The following is a 16,970-nucleotide window of genomic DNA, read 5'->3' on the forward strand; positions in this document are numbered from 1 at the left end:
GCTCTGACCAGGGAGTCTGGCACGCCGGTCGCTGCCGGCTCGGCGGCGCGCGGACTACCGGTTCTGGCGCCAGCTGAGGATGGCGACGCCAAGACCGCCGAGCACGATGAACACCCCGACCCAGATGAGCAGGCTGCCCAGACCCGCGAACCCGAGCGCGGCCAGGCCGACGCCGATCAGCGCGATGATGAGCCAGACCGGCATGTCTTCTCCTCGGAGGTCGCGGGGAGCGCCACCGTACAGCGGGCGCGGGCGACGCTCGCCCGGGCCGGCCGGCTGGGGCGTGCCAGCGGCTGACCCGGGCGAGGTCGCGACGAGCGTCAGGGGACGATGTGCCCCGCGGCGCGGAAGAGCTCGTACCACTGGGCACGGGTCAGCGGGATCTCGGAGCCGAGGGCCGCACCCCGCACCCGGTCGGGGCTCGTCGTGCCCAGGACCACCTGCATCTGCGCGGGGTGCCGGGTGATCCAGGCCGTCGCGATGGCGATCGGCGGCACGTCGTACTCCGACGCCAGCCGGTTGATGACCGCGTTGAGCTCGGGGTACTCCGGGTTGTCGAGGAAGACGCCCGTGAAGAACCCGGCCTGGAACGGCGACCACGCCTGGATGGTGATGTCGTGCAGGCGGCAGTAGTCGACGATGCCGCTGTCGCGGGAGATCGACTGGTCCTCGTCGAGCATGTTCGACGAGACCCCCTGCGCGACGATCGGCGCGTGGGTGATCGACAGCTGGAGCTGGTTGGCCACGAGCGGCTGCTTCACGTAGCGACGGAGCAGCTCGATCTGCCCCGGCGTCTGGTTGGAGACGCCGAACGCGCGCACCTTGCCGGCGGCGTGCAGCTCGTCGAACGCGCGGGCGACCTCCTCGGGCTCGACGAGGGCGTCGGGGCGGTGCAGAAGCAGGATGTCGATGTAGTCCGTGTCCAACGCCGCGAGCGAGCCGTCCACCGACTCGACCAGGTGCTCGTAGGAGAAGTCGAAGTACGGCCCGCTGGGCACGATGCCGGCCTTCGTCTGGAGGATCAGCTCGGCGCGGTCGGCGGGCGTGAGGCGCAGCGCCTCGGCGAACCGGCGCTCGCAGCCGTGCAGCGGGGACCCGTAGACGTCGGCGTGGTCGAGGAACGCGATCCCGGAGTCGCGCGCCGCGGACACCAGCTCGCGGACCTCGTCGTCGGTCTTGTCCTGGATACGCATGAGGCCGAGCACGACGTTGGGGACGACCATGTCGGTGCCGGGCAGGGTGAAGGTCTTCACAGCGGTGTGGTCCTCTCGGTGGTTTAGTCCACCGTCGAGACTAATCCCCTCAGGGTGTCGGTGGGTCGCCGAGGACCTGGAGCTCACGGCAAACGATCACCTGAAACTTGCGTTCGTAACCACAGCACGTATGTTTAACGCCATGGACAGCCCCTCCCGCCAGCACCTGATCGTGCAGCGCCTCCGCGAGACCGAGCGGCTCGACGTCGCCGACCTGGCCCTCGAGCTCGACACCTCGGAGGTCACCGTGCGCCGTGACCTCGACGCCCTCGCGGCCGCCGGCGCCCTGCGCCGGGTGCACGGCGGCGCGGTCAGCCTGCTGCTGCGCGGCGAGGAGCTGCCGTTCGCGCTGCGGGAGGTCGAGTCGTCCACGGCCAAGGAGGCCATCGCCGCCGCCGTCGCCGGGATGATCAGCGACGGTGAGGCCGTCATCCTCGACAGCGGCACCACGGGCCTGGCGCTCGCGCGCCGGCTGGTGAACCGGCGCCTCACGGTCGTCCCGCTCTCGCTGCCCGCGGCGCACGTCCTGTCCGCGAGCCCCGAGACCACGCTCAAGGTCCCCGGCGGCACGTCGCGGTTCGGCGAGGGCTCCCTCGTCGGCCCCATGACGGAGGCGTCCCTGCGGGCGCTGCGCGTCGACACCGCGATCATCAGCTGCTGCGGCCTGTCGATGGCCGACGGCGTCACCGCGTACGACGACGTCGAGGCCGCCACCAAGCGCGCCGCGATGGCCAGCGCCCGCCGCACGATCCTGGTCGGCGAGGCCGCCAAGTTCGTCCGCACCGCCCTGGCGGTCGTGTGCCCGCTGACCGAGTTCGACGTGCTGGTCACTGACGACGAGACCCCGCAGGACACCCTCGACGAGCTCCGCCGCGCGGGGATCGAGGTGCACGTTGCCTGAGCAGGTCACGACCCTCAAGAACGCCCGCGTCGCCGTCGCCGTCCTGTTCTTCACCAACGGCGCCGTCTTCGCCAACCTCTTCCCCGAGTACCCCGCCATCAAGGAGGACCTCGGCCTGAGCAACGCCCAGTACGGGCTCGCGATCGCCGCGTTCCCGGTCGGTGCGCTCCTGGCGGGCCTCGCCGCAGGCGTCCTGATCCGACGCTTCCGCTCGTCCCGCGTGGCCGTCGTCGGCACGGTCCTGACCGCGTTCGGCGTGCTTCTGGCCGGCGTCTCGGGCACGTGGGCGCTCCTCGCGCTCGGCCTCCTGCTGGCCGGTTCGATGGACGCGATCACCGACGTCGCCCAGAACGCGCACGGCCTGCGCGTCCAGCGCCGCTACGGCCGATCGATCCTCAACTCCTTCCACGCGGTCTGGAGCATCGGCGCCGTGACCGGCGGTCTGATGGGTGCGGCCGCGGTCGCGACGGGCATGGCCCGAGGGCTGCACCTCGCCATCTCCGCGGTCGTGTTCGCGGTCGTCGCGCTGTCCGCGTACCGGTTCCTGCTCCCGGGTCACGACGAGGACGACCGGCCGGCGTCCGACGAGGCCCGCACGAACCGCAGCGTGTGGTCGCCGGCGCTCGTCGGCACCATGGCCGCTCTCGTCCTGATCGCCGCCGCGGGCTCGATCGTCGAGGACTCCGGCAGCACCTGGGGTGCCGTCTACCTCTCGGGCTCGCTCGGCGCGCCCCTGTCGATCGCCGCTCTCGGTTTCGTCGCGCTCACCGGTGCGCAGTTCGTCGGCCGCACCATCGGCGACCGGATGGTCGACCGGTTCGGGCACCGCGCGATGGCCCGCTCCGGCGGCGCGCTCGTCGCGGTCGGCATGGGCCTGGCGCTCGCCGTCCCGACGGTCCCCGGCACGATCGCGGGCTTCGCGGCCGCCGGCTTCGGCATCGCGACCCTCGTCCCGTCGGCCATGCACGGCGCCGACAGCCTGCCGGGCCTGCGCGCCGGCACGGGTCTGGCCGTCCTCGGCTGGCTCATGCGCGTCGGGTTCCTGCTCTCGCCGCCCGTCGTCGGCCTGATCGCCGACGAGACCTCGTTGCGGGTCGGCCTCCTTGTCGTGCCCCTCGCCGGTCTGGTCGTCGTCGCGGCGTCGCAGGTGCTCGACGGACGCCGCGTGCCCGAGCGCGAGGAAACCCTCGACCGGGTCTGATCGTTCACCGGGTACCAACCCCGGGAGGATCCGATGACCTGTCCCAAGTGCGGCGCCGAGATGCGGATGTACGAGCGCAACGGCGTCACCGTCGACCAGTGCACCGGCTGCCGCGGCGTGTTCCTGGACCGCGGCGAGCTCGAACGGCTCATCGACGCGGAGGGCTCGTACTACGGGTCTGCGCAGCAAGCGGCCACGCCGGCGCCACGGACCGACGACCGGTACCGCGGCGACGACGAGTACTACCGGGCCAAGAAGAAGAAGCGGCCGGGCGGGTTCCTCGAGGACCTGTTCGGCTGACGCACGAGAGGTGGGGGGGGGGGGGGGGCGCSCCCCCCCCCCCCCCCCACCGCGAAGGACGGCGTGAGCGTGCCCTTCGCGTGTCCCCCGAGCGACTCGTACAGCCGCACGACCACGTCACCGCTGCGGTCCTCGGCCAGCTTCACGGCCTCGACCACGATCGCCGGGTTGTCGACGACGACCAGCGGCGCCACCGGACCGGCACCCTGCACGACGCGCGCCGGCAGGTTGGTCCGGTAGCCGTCCTCGATCGCGTCCGCGATGCCCGCGCCGGGGTGCAGCACCGTCGTGAGGCGGTGGTGACCCTGGTCGGCCTCGGGGTCCGGGAACACGGGCGCGCGCAGGAGGGACAGACGGACCGTCGTCCCGGTGCCGCCCTCCCGACGCGTGACGTCGTGCCCGTACGTCGCGTCGTTCGCGATCGAGACCCCGTAGCCGGGCTCGCCCACGTGCAGCCAGCGGTGCGCGCAGATCTCGAACCGGGCGGCGTCCCACGACGTGTTCGTGTGCGTCGCGCGGAACACGTGGCCGAACTGCGTCTCGGCGGCGGACCGGTCGGCGTGCACGTCCAGCGGGAAGGCGAGCTTGAGCAGCTTCTGCCGCTCGCGCCACTCGATGTCCGTGACGATCTCGATCGCCGCGCTCCCGCGCCGGAACGTGAGCTCCTGCACCAGCGTCGATGAGCCGAACGTCCTCGTGGTCCGCACCACGACGACGTCGGCGGTCTCGGTCACCACCTCGCGGCTGTCCGCGTCGAGCAGGTCGGTACCGACCCGGCGGTACTCCGTGTCGATGTCCCAGGCGTCCCACTTGGCCGGGGTGTCCCGGTGCAGCTGCAGCAGGTTGGCCAGCGTGCCGGCCGGGATGACCTCACGGTCGGCCACGAGGTCGACGAGAGAGTCGATCTGGCCGCCCGAGGTGAGGTGCACGTCGATCAGGCCGTTGCGGATGCGGATGGTCGCGTCGTCGGCGCGGAGGAGCTGGACCGGGTCGCCGACGGGCGCCTGCGTCTCACCGGCCCCGAGGGCGGCGACGCCGTCCCGGCTGTGCGGCGCGGCGTTCAGCAGCAGCGGCGTGTCGCCCGAGCCGACGACGGCCTGCGTGGAGGCCGCGATCAGCGCCTCGAGCTCGCCCCCGATGCGGGCGTACGTCTCCTCGGCCTGGCGGTGCACCCAGCCGATCGACGACCCCGGCAGGATGTCGTGGAACTGGTGCAGGAGCGCCGTGTGCCAGAGCGTCTCGAGCTCGTCGTACGGATACTCGACGCCGTTCTGTACAGCCGCCGTCGTCGCCCAGAGCTCGGCCTCGCGCAGCAGGTGCTCGGTGCGACGGTTGCCCTGCTTGGTGCGAGCCTGGGACGTGTACGTGCCGCGGTGGAACTCCAGGTACATCTCCCCGGACCACACCGGCGGGTGGGTGAACTGCGACTCCGCGCGCTCGAAGAACGTGTTCGGGCTGCCCAGCTCGACGCGCGGCGCACCCTCGAGGTTCTCGAACCGTCGGGCCGACGCGATCATCTCCCGCGTCGGACCGCCACCGCCGTCGCCCCAGCCGTAGGGCACGATCGACGACGCCGCGACGCCCTTCTCGTTGAAGTTCGCCTCGGTGTGCAGCAGCTCCTTGGCGGACAGGTCGGAGTTGTACGTGTCGACGGGCGGGAAGTGCGTGAGCACGCGGGACCCGTCGATGCCCTCCCACGTGAACGTGTGGTGCGGCATGCGGTCGGTGTCGTTCCAGGACAGCTTCTGCGACACGAACCACTTCGAGCCGGCCGCGCGCACGATCTGCGGCAGCGCGCCCGAGTATCCGAAGGAGTCGGGCAGCCAGACGTCCTGCGTCTCGACGCCGAACTCCTCGAGGAAGAACCGCTTGCCGGCGACCATCTGCCGGGCCATCGCCTCGGAGCCGGGCATGTTGGTGTCGGACTCGACCCACATGCCGCCGACGGGCACGAACTGACCGGCCGCGACCTTCTTGCGGATGCGGTCGAAGATGTCCGGGTAGAACTCCTTCATCCACGCGTACTGCTGCGCCGACGAGCACGCGAACACGAAGTCCGGGTTCTCGTCCATGAGAGCCAGCACGTTGGAGAACGTGCGGGCGCACTTGCGGACCGTCTCGCGCAGCGGCCACAGCCAGGCGGAGTCGATGTGCGCGTGGCCGGCGGCGATGGCCAGGTGTGCCGAGCTCGAGGCAGGGGCGTCGAGCAGCGGACGCAGCGCGGCACGGGCCACGCCCGCGGTGCCGGAGACGTCGTGCGGGTCCACCAGGTCGATGACCGCGTCGAGCCCGTACCGGATGCTCGCGGCGCGCGTGGAGTCCGCGGGCAGCTCCTTCATCAGCCCCACCAGGGCGACGAGGTCCTGCCACAGCTCCCACACCGCGATGTCGCGCAGCGCGATGTCCACGACCTTGAGCTCGTACTGCGGGTCGGTGCCCGCGGTCGCCCGGTCGCCGTAGGGCGTCGGGACGAAGCCGAAGTTGCTCGCGATGTTCGGGTTGCCGGCGGCCTCGACGTAGACGTCGACGGACGACCCCTCCGACCACGGCACCGCCTGGTTGAACGGCGAGACGCCTTTGATCGTCGTGCCGTCGGCGCGCCAGACGAGACCCTCGGCCTGGAAGCCGGGGTTGTCCTTGTTGAAGCCCAGGTCGACGACGAGCTCGACAGCCGTGCCCGCGAACGGCCAGCCCTCCGGGACCGACCCGGTGACGTGGAACCAGGTGGTGCTCCACGGAGCGCCCCAGGCCAGACCCGGGGCGACCGGCTCGTACGACTGGGCGACCGCGTCGCGGAACGGCACCGGTTCACCGGGCGCGGACCAGGCCGTCAGGTCGAGCGCCACGCGGTCGCGGTAGATCGCGGGGACGATTCTCTCCGAGACGAACCGGTCGATCCGGCCTTCGGTGAGCAGGGGGTTGCCGTGCATCGTGCTCCTCTTTCCGTACGGGTATCGGGGTCAGCCCTTGACGGCGCCGGCCATGGCGAACGAGCCGCCAGACAGCCGCTGGACCAACAGGTAGAGCGCCAGGACGGGAGCGGCGTAGAGGATCGAGAAGGCAGCGAGCTTGCCGTACGCGACCGAGCCGTAGGTCCCGAAGAAGTTGAAGATCGCCACCGCAGCCGGCTGGTGCTCCGGGCTGAAGATGAGGACGAACGGGACGAAGAAGTTCCCCCACGCCATCGTGAAGGCGAAGATGAAGACGACCGCGATCCCGGGTCGCATCAGCGGCAGGACGATCCGGACCAGGGCCCGCATCGCGCTCGCGCCGTCCACCCACGCCGCCTCCTCTAGGGAGATCGGCACCGAGTCCATGAAGTTCTTCGTCATCCAGATCGACATGGGCAGCCCCGCGGCGGCCATGAAGAAGATGGTCCCGGGCACCGAGTCGAGCAGGTGCAGGTACACGAAGAGCGAGTAGACCGGCACCATCATCGCGGTGATCGGCAGGCCGGTCGCGAAGAGGATGGTGTACAGGAACGAGCGCCGGAACCGCATCTGGTAGCGCGACAGCGGGTAGGCCGCGAGCACCGAGACGACGATCGTGATGAGCGCGGTGCCCATCGAGATGACGAACGAGTTCCACAGCGGCAGCAGCGTCTGCTCGTAGGTGAACACCGACGAGAAGTTGTCGAACGTGGGGTTCGACGGGACCTTCACGCTGACGGTCGCCTTGGGGTCGAACGCCGCGAGCAGGATCCAGCCGAGCGGGATCAAGAACGTCAGGCCGATGAGCCCGAGGATCACGGTCGAGACCCACTTGGTGTTCCGGCCACGCGGTGAGGCCAGAGCCGTTTTCTCCCGCAGCGTCGGCGGGACCACGGGGACCGGTGTGTCGATGACAGCCATCAGTCCACCTCCGGCTTGAGCGCCTTGATGTACACGATCGAGAACAGCGCACCGATGAGCAGAGTCACGGTCGCGATGGCAGTGCCGTAGCCCACCTGCGAGAACTTGAACGCCTCCTGGTACGCGAGCACCGGCAGGGTCGAGCTCTTGATGCCGGGTCCGCCGCCGGTCATCACCCAGATCAGCGTGAACACGCCGAGCGTCTGGAGGGTCGTGAGCATGAGGTTGGTCGAGATCGACCGCCGGATCATGGGCAGCGTGATCTGGAAGAACCGCTGGAACATGTTCGCCCCGTCGATCTCCGCCGCCTCCGTGATCTCCGGTGGCACCTCGGCGAGCGCGGCGTTGTAGACCATCATCGAGAAGGCCGTGCCGCGCCAGATGTTCGCCAGGATCACGGCGAACATCGGGAACGAGATGAGCCACGTCGTGTTGGCCACGCCGAACCAGCCGAGTATCGCGTTCAACGTGCCGTCGGTGGAGAAGAAGGCGTAGAGCGCGAACGCCGCGACGATCTCCGGCAGCACCCACGCGCAGACGACCAGCGCGCCGACGATGGACCGCATCGGCTTGGCGGCCGACCGCATGAGCAGCGCCAAGAGCATCCCCAGCACGTTCTGCCCGATGACCGCCGACGCGAACACGAACAGGACCGTGAGCCACAGCGAGTTCCAGAACTCCGGGCTCGTGAACAGCTTGGTGTAGTTGTCCAGGCCGATGAACTCCGGGTTCGCCGCCTTGTAGCCCGTCAGGGCCGTGTTGGTCAGGGAGCCGTACAGCGACCAGATGATCGGGCCGGCCAGGAAGATCGCCAGGAGGGCGACAGCGGGGCCGAGCGGGAGGATCCGGAAGAACCCCTCGCGGCGGGACCGCCGCCGCGGGCCGGGGGGGGGGGCGGCCCCCCCSGSCCACGACCTGCCTGTGCAGGCAGTGCGAGATCAACCACCAGATCAGTCCGAGGTGGTCTTGTCGTCGCCGACGATGCCCTTGACGGCCTCGTCGTACGCCTTCGCCGCGTCCGCGGGCGACTGCTGCCCGGTGGCGACGGCCTCGGTGGCGACCTGGATGTTCGACGAGATCTGCGAGTAGTCAGGCGTCGCCGGACGGAAGTGCGTGACGTCGACCAGGTCCGAGAAGAACTTGAAGGTCGGGTTGTACGCGATGTACGCCGGGTCCTCCGCCACGTCCTTGCGGACGGCGATCTGGCTGTTCTCGGTGTCGTACTTGAAGGTGTTCTCCTTGTTCAGCGCGGTCGTGATGAAGTCGAACGCCGCCTGCTTGTTCTTGGCGTTCGCACCGACCGCGAGCGTCCAGCCACCCGACATCGAGTTGAACTTCGGGTCGGAGCCGTCCTGCGTCGGCATCTTGGCCAGGCCGAGCGTGTCGTTCCACTCGGGCCACGCGTTGTCGCCGGAGATCCAGCCACCGGGCTGCCACGAGCCGTCGATCGCCATCGCGAGCTTGCCCTGCGGGAGGAGCTCGGTGCTCACCTTGCTGCCGATGGACGCGTCGAGCGCGAGGTCGAGCGGCGTGCCGAGGCCCTCGTCGTAGACGGTCTTGTAGAAGTCGAGCGAGTCCTGGAAGCCCTTCGACCCCACGACCCACTTGCTCGAGTCGGTGTCGTACAGCGTGTCCTTGGTCCCGTACAGGAGCATCTCGAAGCCCTGCATCGTGGTGGCCTCACCGGCGGCCTTGCCCGCGTAGATGTTCAGCGGGATGGCGTCCGGGACCTTCTCCTTGATGGTGCGGGCCGCGGTGAGGATGTCGTCCCAGTTGTCCGGCTGCCAGTCGGCGGGGAGGCCGGCCTGCTCGAAGATGGTCTTGTTGAAGTAGATGCCGCGGGTGTCCGTGCCCATCGAGACGCCGTAGGTCTTGCCGTCGTCGCCGAGGCCGGCCTGCTTGGCGTTCTCGTAGAACTGGGAGTCCCAGTCGCCCCACTTGGCGAGGTAGTCGTCGAGGGGAGCGAGGTAGCCGGCCGCCGCGTCCGAACGGATCTGGAACGTGTCCTCGTAGATCACGTCGGGGGCGGTCGAGGGAGAGCCGTTCATGAGGGCGAGCTTGGTGAAGTACTGGTCCTGCTCGGCCTCGATGGGCTGCAGGTCGATCGTGATGTCGGGGTTGTCGGCCTCGAACTGGGTCTTCGCGACCTGCAGCATGTCGTCGAGCTGGTGGAACGCGGTCGTCTTCTGGTACGCGACCTTGACCGTCGTGGCGCCGCCGCTGGCGTCGTCGCCGCTGTCGCCGTCACCGCTGCTGCAGGCGGTGAGCGCACCGAGCGCCACCACCGAGACCACTGCCATTGCTGACTTGAGACGCATGGGGGCTCCCTTGCTCCTGTGCTTCCTCGCGTGCAGGGCTTCGTCGCCGCACGTCGGTGGTAAATATTAACGCGAAAGGACTTATTAACGTCGAGACCATACACGTCTCGGAACGGTAACGATCCGGGACGGGTCGTTCAGACCGGGCAAAACCGGTCAGGCGAGGAGCATCAGGTCCGACGGCCGCGGCGTGAACGCCTGGCTCAGGAGCAGGCAGCCGGCCCCCACGGCACCCACCTGCGGCCCCAAGGGCGATCCCAGCACGGCGATCGAGTGCGCGCCACCGGGCACGTGGTGCTCCGAGACGTGCTTGGCCATGCCCGGCATCGCGTGCCGTTCCATGCGGGACCAGAGGGGTCCGCCGACGATCACGGTGTCCAGGTCGCACAGGTCGGTGATCACCGTGGCGGCCATCCCGAGCCGTCGGCCGGCCGTCTCGAGGACAGCGACCGCCCGCTCGTCGCCGTCGTCCGCGGCCGCGCAGAGCGCGGTGAAGGCCAGGTCGATGTCGCGGGGGTCGGTCATGTCGCCGGTCGGCATACCGACCCCGGCGGCGAGCCCCTGCTGGACCAGCATCTCGGCCCGGAGCAGCGCGCCGAGGCAGCCCCGCTTGCCGCACTCGCAGTCCGGCCCCGAAGGGTCGACGACGAAGTGGCCCGACTCGCCGGCGTTCCCGGAGATGCCCCGGACGACCTCGTCGCGGATCACCAGCGAGAGCGCGACACCGGTGCCGAGGTAGAAGAACGCGAACTCCGTGGACCGGTGCACGCCCGGGTTCCACAGGTGCGCGGACGCCGCCGCGATCGTGTCCTTGTCCAGCATCACGGGCAGGTTGGTGCCGGTGGCGACGTCGTCGCGCAGGGGGACGCCGTGCCAGCCGGGCAGGTGCGGCGGGTCGAGCACCACGCCGCGGTCGACGTCGATGGGCCCCGGGGTGGCGATACCGACGCCGAGCAGCAGGGACCGGTCGATCTCGGCCGACTCGATCAGGTCCTCGATGGCGCCGACGATGCCGGCGATCACCTGGTCCGGCTGGTCCGGCAGGGGTGTGGGCATCTGGGACTGCGCGACCGGCGTGCCCGCCAGGTCGAGGATCACGAACGTCATGACGGCGGGGTCGAGGTGGACGCCGATGGCGTACCGGCCGCTCGGGTCCAGGTGCAGCAGGGTGCCCGGCCGGCCCGGCCCGGGGCGGGAGCTCTCGCCCTCCTCGCGGACCAGCCCCTGCTCGAGCAGGCGACGGGTGGCGTTGGTGACCGTCTGGGCGGACAACCCCGTGCGCCGGGCGAGCTGGGCGCGGGTCAGACCCGAGTCGGCTCGCCGGACGACGTCCAGGATCACCGTCTGGTTGAACCCGGCCACGCGCGGCAGGTTCGTCCCTCGGCGCATCGCAGTCTCTCCCGTGGTGGTCGTCGTCGGCCGTGCTCTGTGACGGTCGCACAGGTGTTCCCACCGGTTCGCGCCCGCCGAGCGGGGCCATCATGTCACCGCGCCTGCACCTTGCGGCTACCCCCGTAGCCCGGTCACCGTGTCGCGAACCTGCGGAGCGGTACCGTGCGCTCGTGCGGACACGACTGGCTGACCTCGCCATCCAGGCCGGCGTCAGCACGGCCACGGTCTCCCGCGTGCTCAACGGCAAGCCGGGTGTCTCCGACGACGCGCACCAGCGTGTCCTCGCCGCCATGGACGTGCTGGGCTACGAGCGACCGACCAGCCTGACCGCTGCCCCGATCGGGCTGATCGGGCTGATCGTGCCTGAGCTGACCAACCCGGTCTTCCCCGCTTTTGCGCAGGAGATCGAGACGCTGCTGTCCGCCCGAGGGTTCACGCCGCTGCTGTGCACGCAGTCGCCGGGGGGCACCACGGAGGCCGAGTACGTCGACGTGCTCCTGCGGCACAACGTTGACGGGATCGTCTTCGTGTCCGGGCTGCACGCGGACTCGCGCGCGGACCTCTCGCGGTACAAGCGGCTCAGCGCGAGCGGGATGCCGATGGTGCTGGTCAACGGGTACGCGCCCGACATCGACGCGCCGTTCGTGTCGCCCGACGACGTCGCCAGCATCGAGCTCTCCGTCCGGCACCTGCAGTCGCTGGGCCACCGCCGGATCGGGCTCGCGATCGGCCCCGAGCGCTTCGTGCCGGCGCACCGCAAGATCGCCGCGTTCACCTCGGCGCTGGTCGTGCGGGGGCTGGCCGCCGACGAGACCGAGGCCGCCACCCACGTCGCGACCTCGCTCTACACGCTCGAGGGCGGGCAGGCGGCGACCACCCAGCTGCTGGCCGCGGGCCACACGGCGATCGTCTGCGGGTCGGACGTCATGGCGCTCGGTGCGCTGCGGGCCGCGCGGTCGTCGCGCCTGCGCGTGCCGGAGGACCTCTCGATCATCGGGTACGACGACTCGCCGTTCGTCGCGTACACGAACCCGCCGCTGACCACCGTGCGGCAGCCGGTCGAGGCGATGTGCCGCGCCGCCGTCGACTCGTCGTCGTCGAACTCAGCTGCGCCAGGTGTCCGTGAAGGTCACGGTCCCGCCCGAACCGACGGTCCCCGTGCGGTTGGCGCCGGACTCCCAGGTGACGTTCCCCGAGGTGTCCTTGCGGATGTACTTGTACTGGAACGACGTGCCCGCGGGCAGCTCGACCGTGGCCGCCCAGACCGGGTAGGTGGCCGCCGACAGCGGCTTGGCCGCGGCAGTGCTCCACGCGCCGAGGCCGACGGCGTCACCGACGACGTAGATGTTCTGGCCGAGCACAGTGGTCGCGGTGACCTTGAACGTGGCCCCGCTCGGCGCGACCGGGCCGTTGCACGGGTTGCTCGCCGTGACGGTCCCCGCGGACACCGCGACGTTCGCCCCCGAGAGCGAGTAGTCGCGGGACCCGTTGTTGTCCCACGTGCCCGAACCGTTGGTGAAGGCGGCGGTGATCGTCGCTCCGTCGGTGGTGATCGTCCTGCTCACCCACCCTGCGCAGGCTGCTGTCAGGTCGACGCCCGGTGCCGTGGTCCACGCACCTGTACCGATGCGGTAGTGGATCTTGTACGTGCTCCAGCCGCCCGCGGTCGAGTAGAAGACGGTCGTGGTGGTCACGCCCGGATCCGGGTTGCCCCCGGTCGTCGTCGCGCCCACGTGCAGGGCGACCGCGCCGTTGGCCGGCACCGTCGTCGTGAAGGAACCGCGCGCAACGGTGACCTTGGCCGAGCAGTCCGCGGCCGCGATCACGTTGCAGTAGGTGCCGGCGGGAAGCGACGTGGTGAACGTGCGCGTCACCGGCGAGCCGGAGTTGTTGATGGCGACGTAGCCCTTGGACCCGCGGCCGAAGCCGATGAGGTTGGACCCGTCGTCGGTCCAGTCGGTGACGCCCGTGCCGGCCACCGCGTTGTGGAAGCCGACCATGCCCGAGACGTCGGTCCAGCGCTGCACGCAGGTCCAGTCCGCCGACGCGCAGCTGGCGTCCGGCACGTCGGTGCTGGTGGATCCCGGGGCACCGGCTTGCGGGTCGCTGAACCGGTAGCCGGTGTAGACCGCCGGCGAGCCGTAGGGGTAGGCGAGCATGAAGGTGTTGGCGAGGTTGTAGCGCGCCCCCGACTTGTACGTCAGGGTCTGGCCGTTGCGCTCGGTGTCGTGGTTGTCGACGAACACCCCGGCGTTCGCCGAGGGGATCAGTCCGTCGGCGATGGTGCGCAGGCCCGCGATGCTGCCCTCGAACCGCGACTTCAGCGTCCGCGCGTAGTTGAACTCGTGCGTGTCCCCCGAGCCCCAGTACTCCGAGGGCTGCACCGGCTCGCCGGAGGCGCCGATGACCTCCTCGACCCAGTAGATGTTCGGGTTGCTGAGCCGCGACTTGATGGCTTGCAGGTCCGCTGCGGGCATGTGCTTGGCGGCGTCGATGCGGAAGCCCGAGACGCCCAGGCCGATGAGGTCGTTGAGGTAGCCCGCGATCTTGCCGCGCACGTAGTCCGAGCCCGTCCTGAGGTCCTGCAGCGAGCTGAGCCGGCAGTTCTGCACCTGGTACCGGTCGCCGTAGTTCGCGATGTCGGTGCGGCAGGTGTTGTAGTCGTCGTACCCGTACGGCACGCCCGGCGTGGAGTCGACGCCGTACGGCGTGCCCGCGACGCCCACGCCGCTGCCCCGGTCCGCCCCGGTGGTGTGGTTGATGACCGCGTCGACGATGACGCCCACGCCCACGGCGGCGCAGGAGTCGACCATCGCCTTGAACTCGGCGCGGGTGCCGAGCTTGGACTCGATCTTGTAGCTGACGGGCTGGTACGAGGTCCACCACTGCGAGCCGGTGACGTTCTCCTGCGGCGGGGAGACCTGGACGTAGCCGTAGCCGGCCGGACCGATGCTGGCCGGGCACTCGGACGCGACCGCGTTCCACGTCCACTGGAACATGTTGAGGATCACGTCCCCTTCGGCGTGCACGGGGGCCGAGGCGCTGCTCGAGGTCGAGGCCGCGACCAGGCCGGTCACGGCGAGTGCGGCGGCCGCCGCGAGCGCGGCCAGGCGGTGCTGTCGGGTGGCGATCGTCGTCGTTCGCATGGGTCTTCCCTCTCGGACGGACCGGCACCGTTGCCGGGTCCTCGGAGATGCGCTTGCAACGTTGCTGCAAGTTGCACCGTTGTTGCAGGACCGTATCAAAGGGGTGGCGATCGGTCGAGAGCGGACGTTCATCTCGCTGCGGTTGTCACACTCACGACGGCCCCTACAGCTTCGGCGAGACGATGACGACCGACCTATCTGTCGGTGGTCTGCGGCACGCTGAGCACATGGATCCTGTGCGGGCTGCGGTCGAGGGACACATCGGCGACGAGGTGCGCGGGGCCGCGTGGCTCGTGGACCGGGGTGGGGCCGTCTCGGCCGGTGCCGCGGGCACGTCGACGCGCGACTCGATCTTCCGCATCTCGTCGGTGACCAAGCCGATCGTCGCCGCGCTGGCCATGACCCTGGTCGACGACGGCACGCTGGTCCTGGACGACCCGGTGGACGTGCTGCTGCCGGAGCTCGCCCACCGGCGTGTGCTGCGGACGCCCGGGAGCCCGCTCGACGACACGGTCCCGGCCGACCGGCCGATCACCGTGCGGGACGTGCTGGAGTTCCGGCTGGGCATCGGCATGGACTTCGCCGGCCCCTACCCGGGCACGGTGCTGGGCGCGCTCGCCGAGCGCGGCCTGGCCGTGGGGCCGCCCGCACCCCAGCACGGACCTGCACCCGACGAGTGGATGCGGGTCCTCGGAACCGTGCCGCTGGCGTTCCAGCCCGGCGAGCGCTGGCTCTACAACACGGGCGCGCAGGTGCTCGGGGTCCTGGTCGCGCGGGCGGCGGGACGACCGCTGCCGGCGCTGCTCGAGGAGCGCGTCACCGGTCCCCTCGGCATGCCGGACACGGCGTTCCACGTGCCGGCCGACGAGCTCGGCCGGCTCGGCCCGCTGTGGTCCGGCGGGGACGTGTACGACGAGCCCCGCGGGCAGTGGTCGCGGCCGCCCGCCTTCGCCGMCGCCGGCGGCGGCCTGGTCTCGACCGTCGACGACCTGCACGCGTTCGCGACCGCCCTGCGCGACGGGACGCTCCTGCCGCCCGATCGCGTCGCGGAGATGGTCGAGGCCTCCGTGGACCCGCACGACGCCGAGGGCACCGAGGGGTGGGGGCTGGGGATCGGCGTCGCGGTGGCGGACCGCGCCGACGGCCGGCACGCCGGGTCCTACGGGTGGGACGGCGGAATGGGGTCGACGTGGTGGACGGACCCCGTCACCGACACGGTCGCGATCCTGCTGACGACGAACTCGTGGGCCTCCCCGCAGCCCACGCCGATCTTCACGGACTTCTGGCGGGCGGCGTTCAGCGCGGAGGCAGGACCGTCAGCCGCACGGTGACCGTGTCGCCCAGCTCGATGTCCTCGGCCTTGCGCACCCAGTCCTTCAGGGGGATCACGTAGAGCCCGTCCTTGGGCCACAGCGCGGTCTCCCAGACCGTCGACCCGATCATGAGCTGCACCGGGATCATGCCCCAGCCGTAGGTGACCGCCGACGAGACCGCCTTGATCGCACCCGCCTCGGGCTGCTGGACGGTGACGAAGTGATACGGCGCCGGACCGCGCCAGTGCCACACCTCGCCGGTGATCTCGAACTCCATCGCGCCAGGATCTCGGGCGCGGGGTGTTGGGCACAATGGCCCACGTGACGCGACGGTGGTGGGTCCTCGGTGCGGTCGTCGGCGTCGGCGCGGTCGTGGCGGCCGTGCGCAGCCCGTGGCCGTCAGCCTTCGTGATCCGTGCGGCGTTCACGAAGGGCGGGCGCGAGACCGACGCGCGGCTGCGGGAACGGGCTCCGTCGACAGTCACGCGCACCGCCGACGTGGGCTACGCGCCCGGCGACCGCGACGCACTGCTCGACGTCTACCGGCCGACGGACGCGACCGTGGACCTGCCGACCGTCGTCTGGGTGCACGGTGGCGGGTTCGTCGCCGGGAGCAAGGACGAGCTGGTCGGCTACCTGACGATCCTCGCCGCGCAGGGATACACGGTGGTCGGCGTCGACTACACACGCGCCCCCGAGGCCACCTACCCGACGCCCGTGCGCCAGGTCATGGCCGCGCTCGGACACCTCGCGGCACACGCCGGATCGTTCGGTATCGACCTGTCCCGCGTCGTCCTGGCGGGTGACTCGGCGGGCGCGCAGATTGCCGCCCAGACGGCGAACATCCTGGTCAGCCCGTCCTACGCGCGGGCGGTCGGGATCGCGCCGACCATGAGGCCGGTCGTCGGCACCGTACTGTTCTGCGGCGCGTACGACCTCTCGCTCGCGCGCGGCTCGTCGCGCGCCGGCGACTGGTTCGTCGCGACCGTCCTGCGCGCGTACCTGGGCACGCGGCGCTGGACCAGGTTGCCGGGCGCCGAGTACTTCTCGCTCGTCGACCACGTCACCGCGGACTTTCCTCCCGCGTTCGTCTCGGCCGGGGACGCCGACCCGCTGCTGCCGCACTCGTCCTCGCTCGTCGCCCACCTCACGGACGCCGGCGTCGAGGTGGAGGCGCTCTTCTTCGAGCCCGGTCGCGGTCGCGGCCACGAGTACCAGTTCGCGCTCGACACCGATGCCGGAGCCGAGTCGTTCGACCGGATGACCGCGTTCCTGCGCCGCCGGATGGGCTGACC

The 16,970-nt window shown here is 70.6% G+C and carries 14 protein-coding genes and 1 pseudogene; 6 read left to right on the top strand and 9 right to left on the bottom strand.

Annotation, left to right across the window (positions count from 1 at the left end):
- Positions 1–54: 54 nt before the first annotated feature.
- Positions 55–204, bottom strand: coding sequence for a hypothetical protein (locus AC1DUE_RS01450; RefSeq protein WP_477037601.1), 150 nt, complete (start codon positions 202–204; stop codon positions 55–57).
- A 116-nt stretch (positions 205–320) separates the two neighbouring features.
- Positions 321–1,253 carry an aldo/keto reductase gene (locus tag AC1DUE_RS01455; RefSeq protein ID WP_477037602.1) on the bottom strand — a complete coding sequence of 311 codons (933 nt, stop codon included), beginning with the start codon at positions 1,251–1,253 and terminating at the stop codon, positions 321–323.
- Positions 1,254–1,395: 142 nt separating this feature from the next.
- Here AC1DUE_RS01455 and AC1DUE_RS01460 point away from each other — a divergent pair, with 142 nt between their 5' ends.
- The 3 genes from AC1DUE_RS01460 to AC1DUE_RS01470 are packed head-to-tail and all read left to right on the top strand — an operon-like array spanning position 1,396 to position 3,655.
- Positions 1,396–2,154, top strand: coding sequence for a DeoR/GlpR family DNA-binding transcription regulator (locus AC1DUE_RS01460; RefSeq protein ID WP_477037603.1), 759 nt, complete (start codon positions 1,396–1,398; stop codon positions 2,152–2,154).
- Entirely contained in the window at positions 2,147–3,355 is a 1,209-nt protein-coding gene (locus AC1DUE_RS01465) for an MFS transporter (RefSeq protein ID WP_477037604.1), read from the top strand. The genes AC1DUE_RS01460 and AC1DUE_RS01465 overlap by 8 nt, the downstream gene beginning before the upstream one ends.
- A gap of 33 nt (positions 3,356–3,388) precedes the next feature.
- The gene (locus AC1DUE_RS01470; protein WP_477037605.1) at positions 3,389–3,655 is read left to right on the top strand and encodes a TFIIB-type zinc ribbon-containing protein; all 267 of its coding nucleotides are present in this window, start codon (positions 3,389–3,391) and stop codon (positions 3,653–3,655) included.
- On the opposite strand, the gene AC1DUE_RS01475 is transcribed toward AC1DUE_RS01470, so the two are convergent.
- The 5 genes from AC1DUE_RS01475 to AC1DUE_RS01495 all read right to left on the bottom strand — a co-directional run bounded on the left by AC1DUE_RS01475 (position 3,598) and on the right by AC1DUE_RS01495 (position 11,213).
- Positions 3,598–6,585, bottom strand: a complete 2,988-nt coding sequence (locus AC1DUE_RS01475; RefSeq protein ID WP_477037606.1) for an alpha-mannosidase — start codon at positions 6,583–6,585, stop codon at positions 3,598–3,600. The two genes, AC1DUE_RS01470 and AC1DUE_RS01475, sit on opposite strands and share 58 nt — an antisense overlap.
- 30 nt (positions 6,586–6,615) lie before the next feature.
- Positions 6,616–7,506: a carbohydrate ABC transporter permease gene (locus tag AC1DUE_RS01480; RefSeq protein ID WP_477037607.1), complete on the bottom strand. Its 891-nt coding sequence runs from the start codon at positions 7,504–7,506 to the stop codon at positions 6,616–6,618.
- A complete protein-coding gene (locus AC1DUE_RS01485; protein WP_477037864.1) occupies positions 7,506–8,351 on the bottom strand; it encodes a carbohydrate ABC transporter permease in 846 nt (281 codons plus the stop codon). The genes AC1DUE_RS01480 and AC1DUE_RS01485 overlap by 1 nt, the downstream gene beginning before the upstream one ends.
- A gap of 105 nt (positions 8,352–8,456) precedes the next feature.
- On the bottom strand, positions 8,457–9,824 hold the full coding sequence (locus AC1DUE_RS01490) for an extracellular solute-binding protein (RefSeq protein WP_477037608.1): 1,368 nt from the start codon (positions 9,822–9,824) through the stop codon (positions 8,457–8,459).
- A 156-nt stretch (positions 9,825–9,980) separates the two neighbouring features.
- Positions 9,981–11,213: an ROK family transcriptional regulator gene (locus AC1DUE_RS01495; protein WP_477037609.1), complete on the bottom strand. Its 1,233-nt coding sequence runs from the start codon at positions 11,211–11,213 to the stop codon at positions 9,981–9,983.
- A 173-nt stretch (positions 11,214–11,386) separates the two neighbouring features.
- Between AC1DUE_RS01495 and AC1DUE_RS01500 the strand changes: the two are divergent.
- Positions 11,387–12,307, top strand: a pseudogene (locus tag AC1DUE_RS01500) (LacI family DNA-binding transcriptional regulator); the annotation flags it as partial.
- A 12-nt stretch (positions 12,308–12,319) separates the two neighbouring features.
- Here AC1DUE_RS01500 and AC1DUE_RS01505 read toward each other — a convergent pair.
- Positions 12,320–14,362: a carbohydrate-binding module family 20 domain-containing protein gene (locus AC1DUE_RS01505; protein ID WP_477037610.1), complete on the bottom strand. Its 2,043-nt coding sequence runs from the start codon at positions 14,360–14,362 to the stop codon at positions 12,320–12,322.
- A gap of 227 nt (positions 14,363–14,589) precedes the next feature.
- Between AC1DUE_RS01505 and AC1DUE_RS01510 the strand changes: the two genes are divergently transcribed.
- Positions 14,590–15,693: a serine hydrolase domain-containing protein gene (locus tag AC1DUE_RS01510; protein ID WP_477037611.1), complete on the top strand. Its 1,104-nt coding sequence runs from the start codon at positions 14,590–14,592 to the stop codon at positions 15,691–15,693.
- Here the strand turns inward: AC1DUE_RS01510 and AC1DUE_RS01515 are convergent.
- Entirely contained in the window at positions 15,659–15,952 is a 294-nt protein-coding gene (locus tag AC1DUE_RS01515; protein ID WP_477037612.1) for a DUF1905 domain-containing protein, read from the bottom strand. The two genes, AC1DUE_RS01510 and AC1DUE_RS01515, sit on opposite strands and share 35 nt — an antisense overlap.
- A 44-nt stretch (positions 15,953–15,996) precedes the next feature.
- Here AC1DUE_RS01515 and AC1DUE_RS01520 point away from each other — a divergent pair, with 44 nt between their 5' ends.
- Positions 15,997–16,968 (top strand): alpha/beta hydrolase, encoded by a 972-nt coding sequence (locus tag AC1DUE_RS01520; protein ID WP_477037613.1) that lies wholly within the window; start codon positions 15,997–15,999, stop codon positions 16,966–16,968.
- Positions 16,969–16,970: the final 2 nt, after the last annotated feature.

The organism is Cellulomonas sp. P4_A2 (assembly GCF_056402515.1).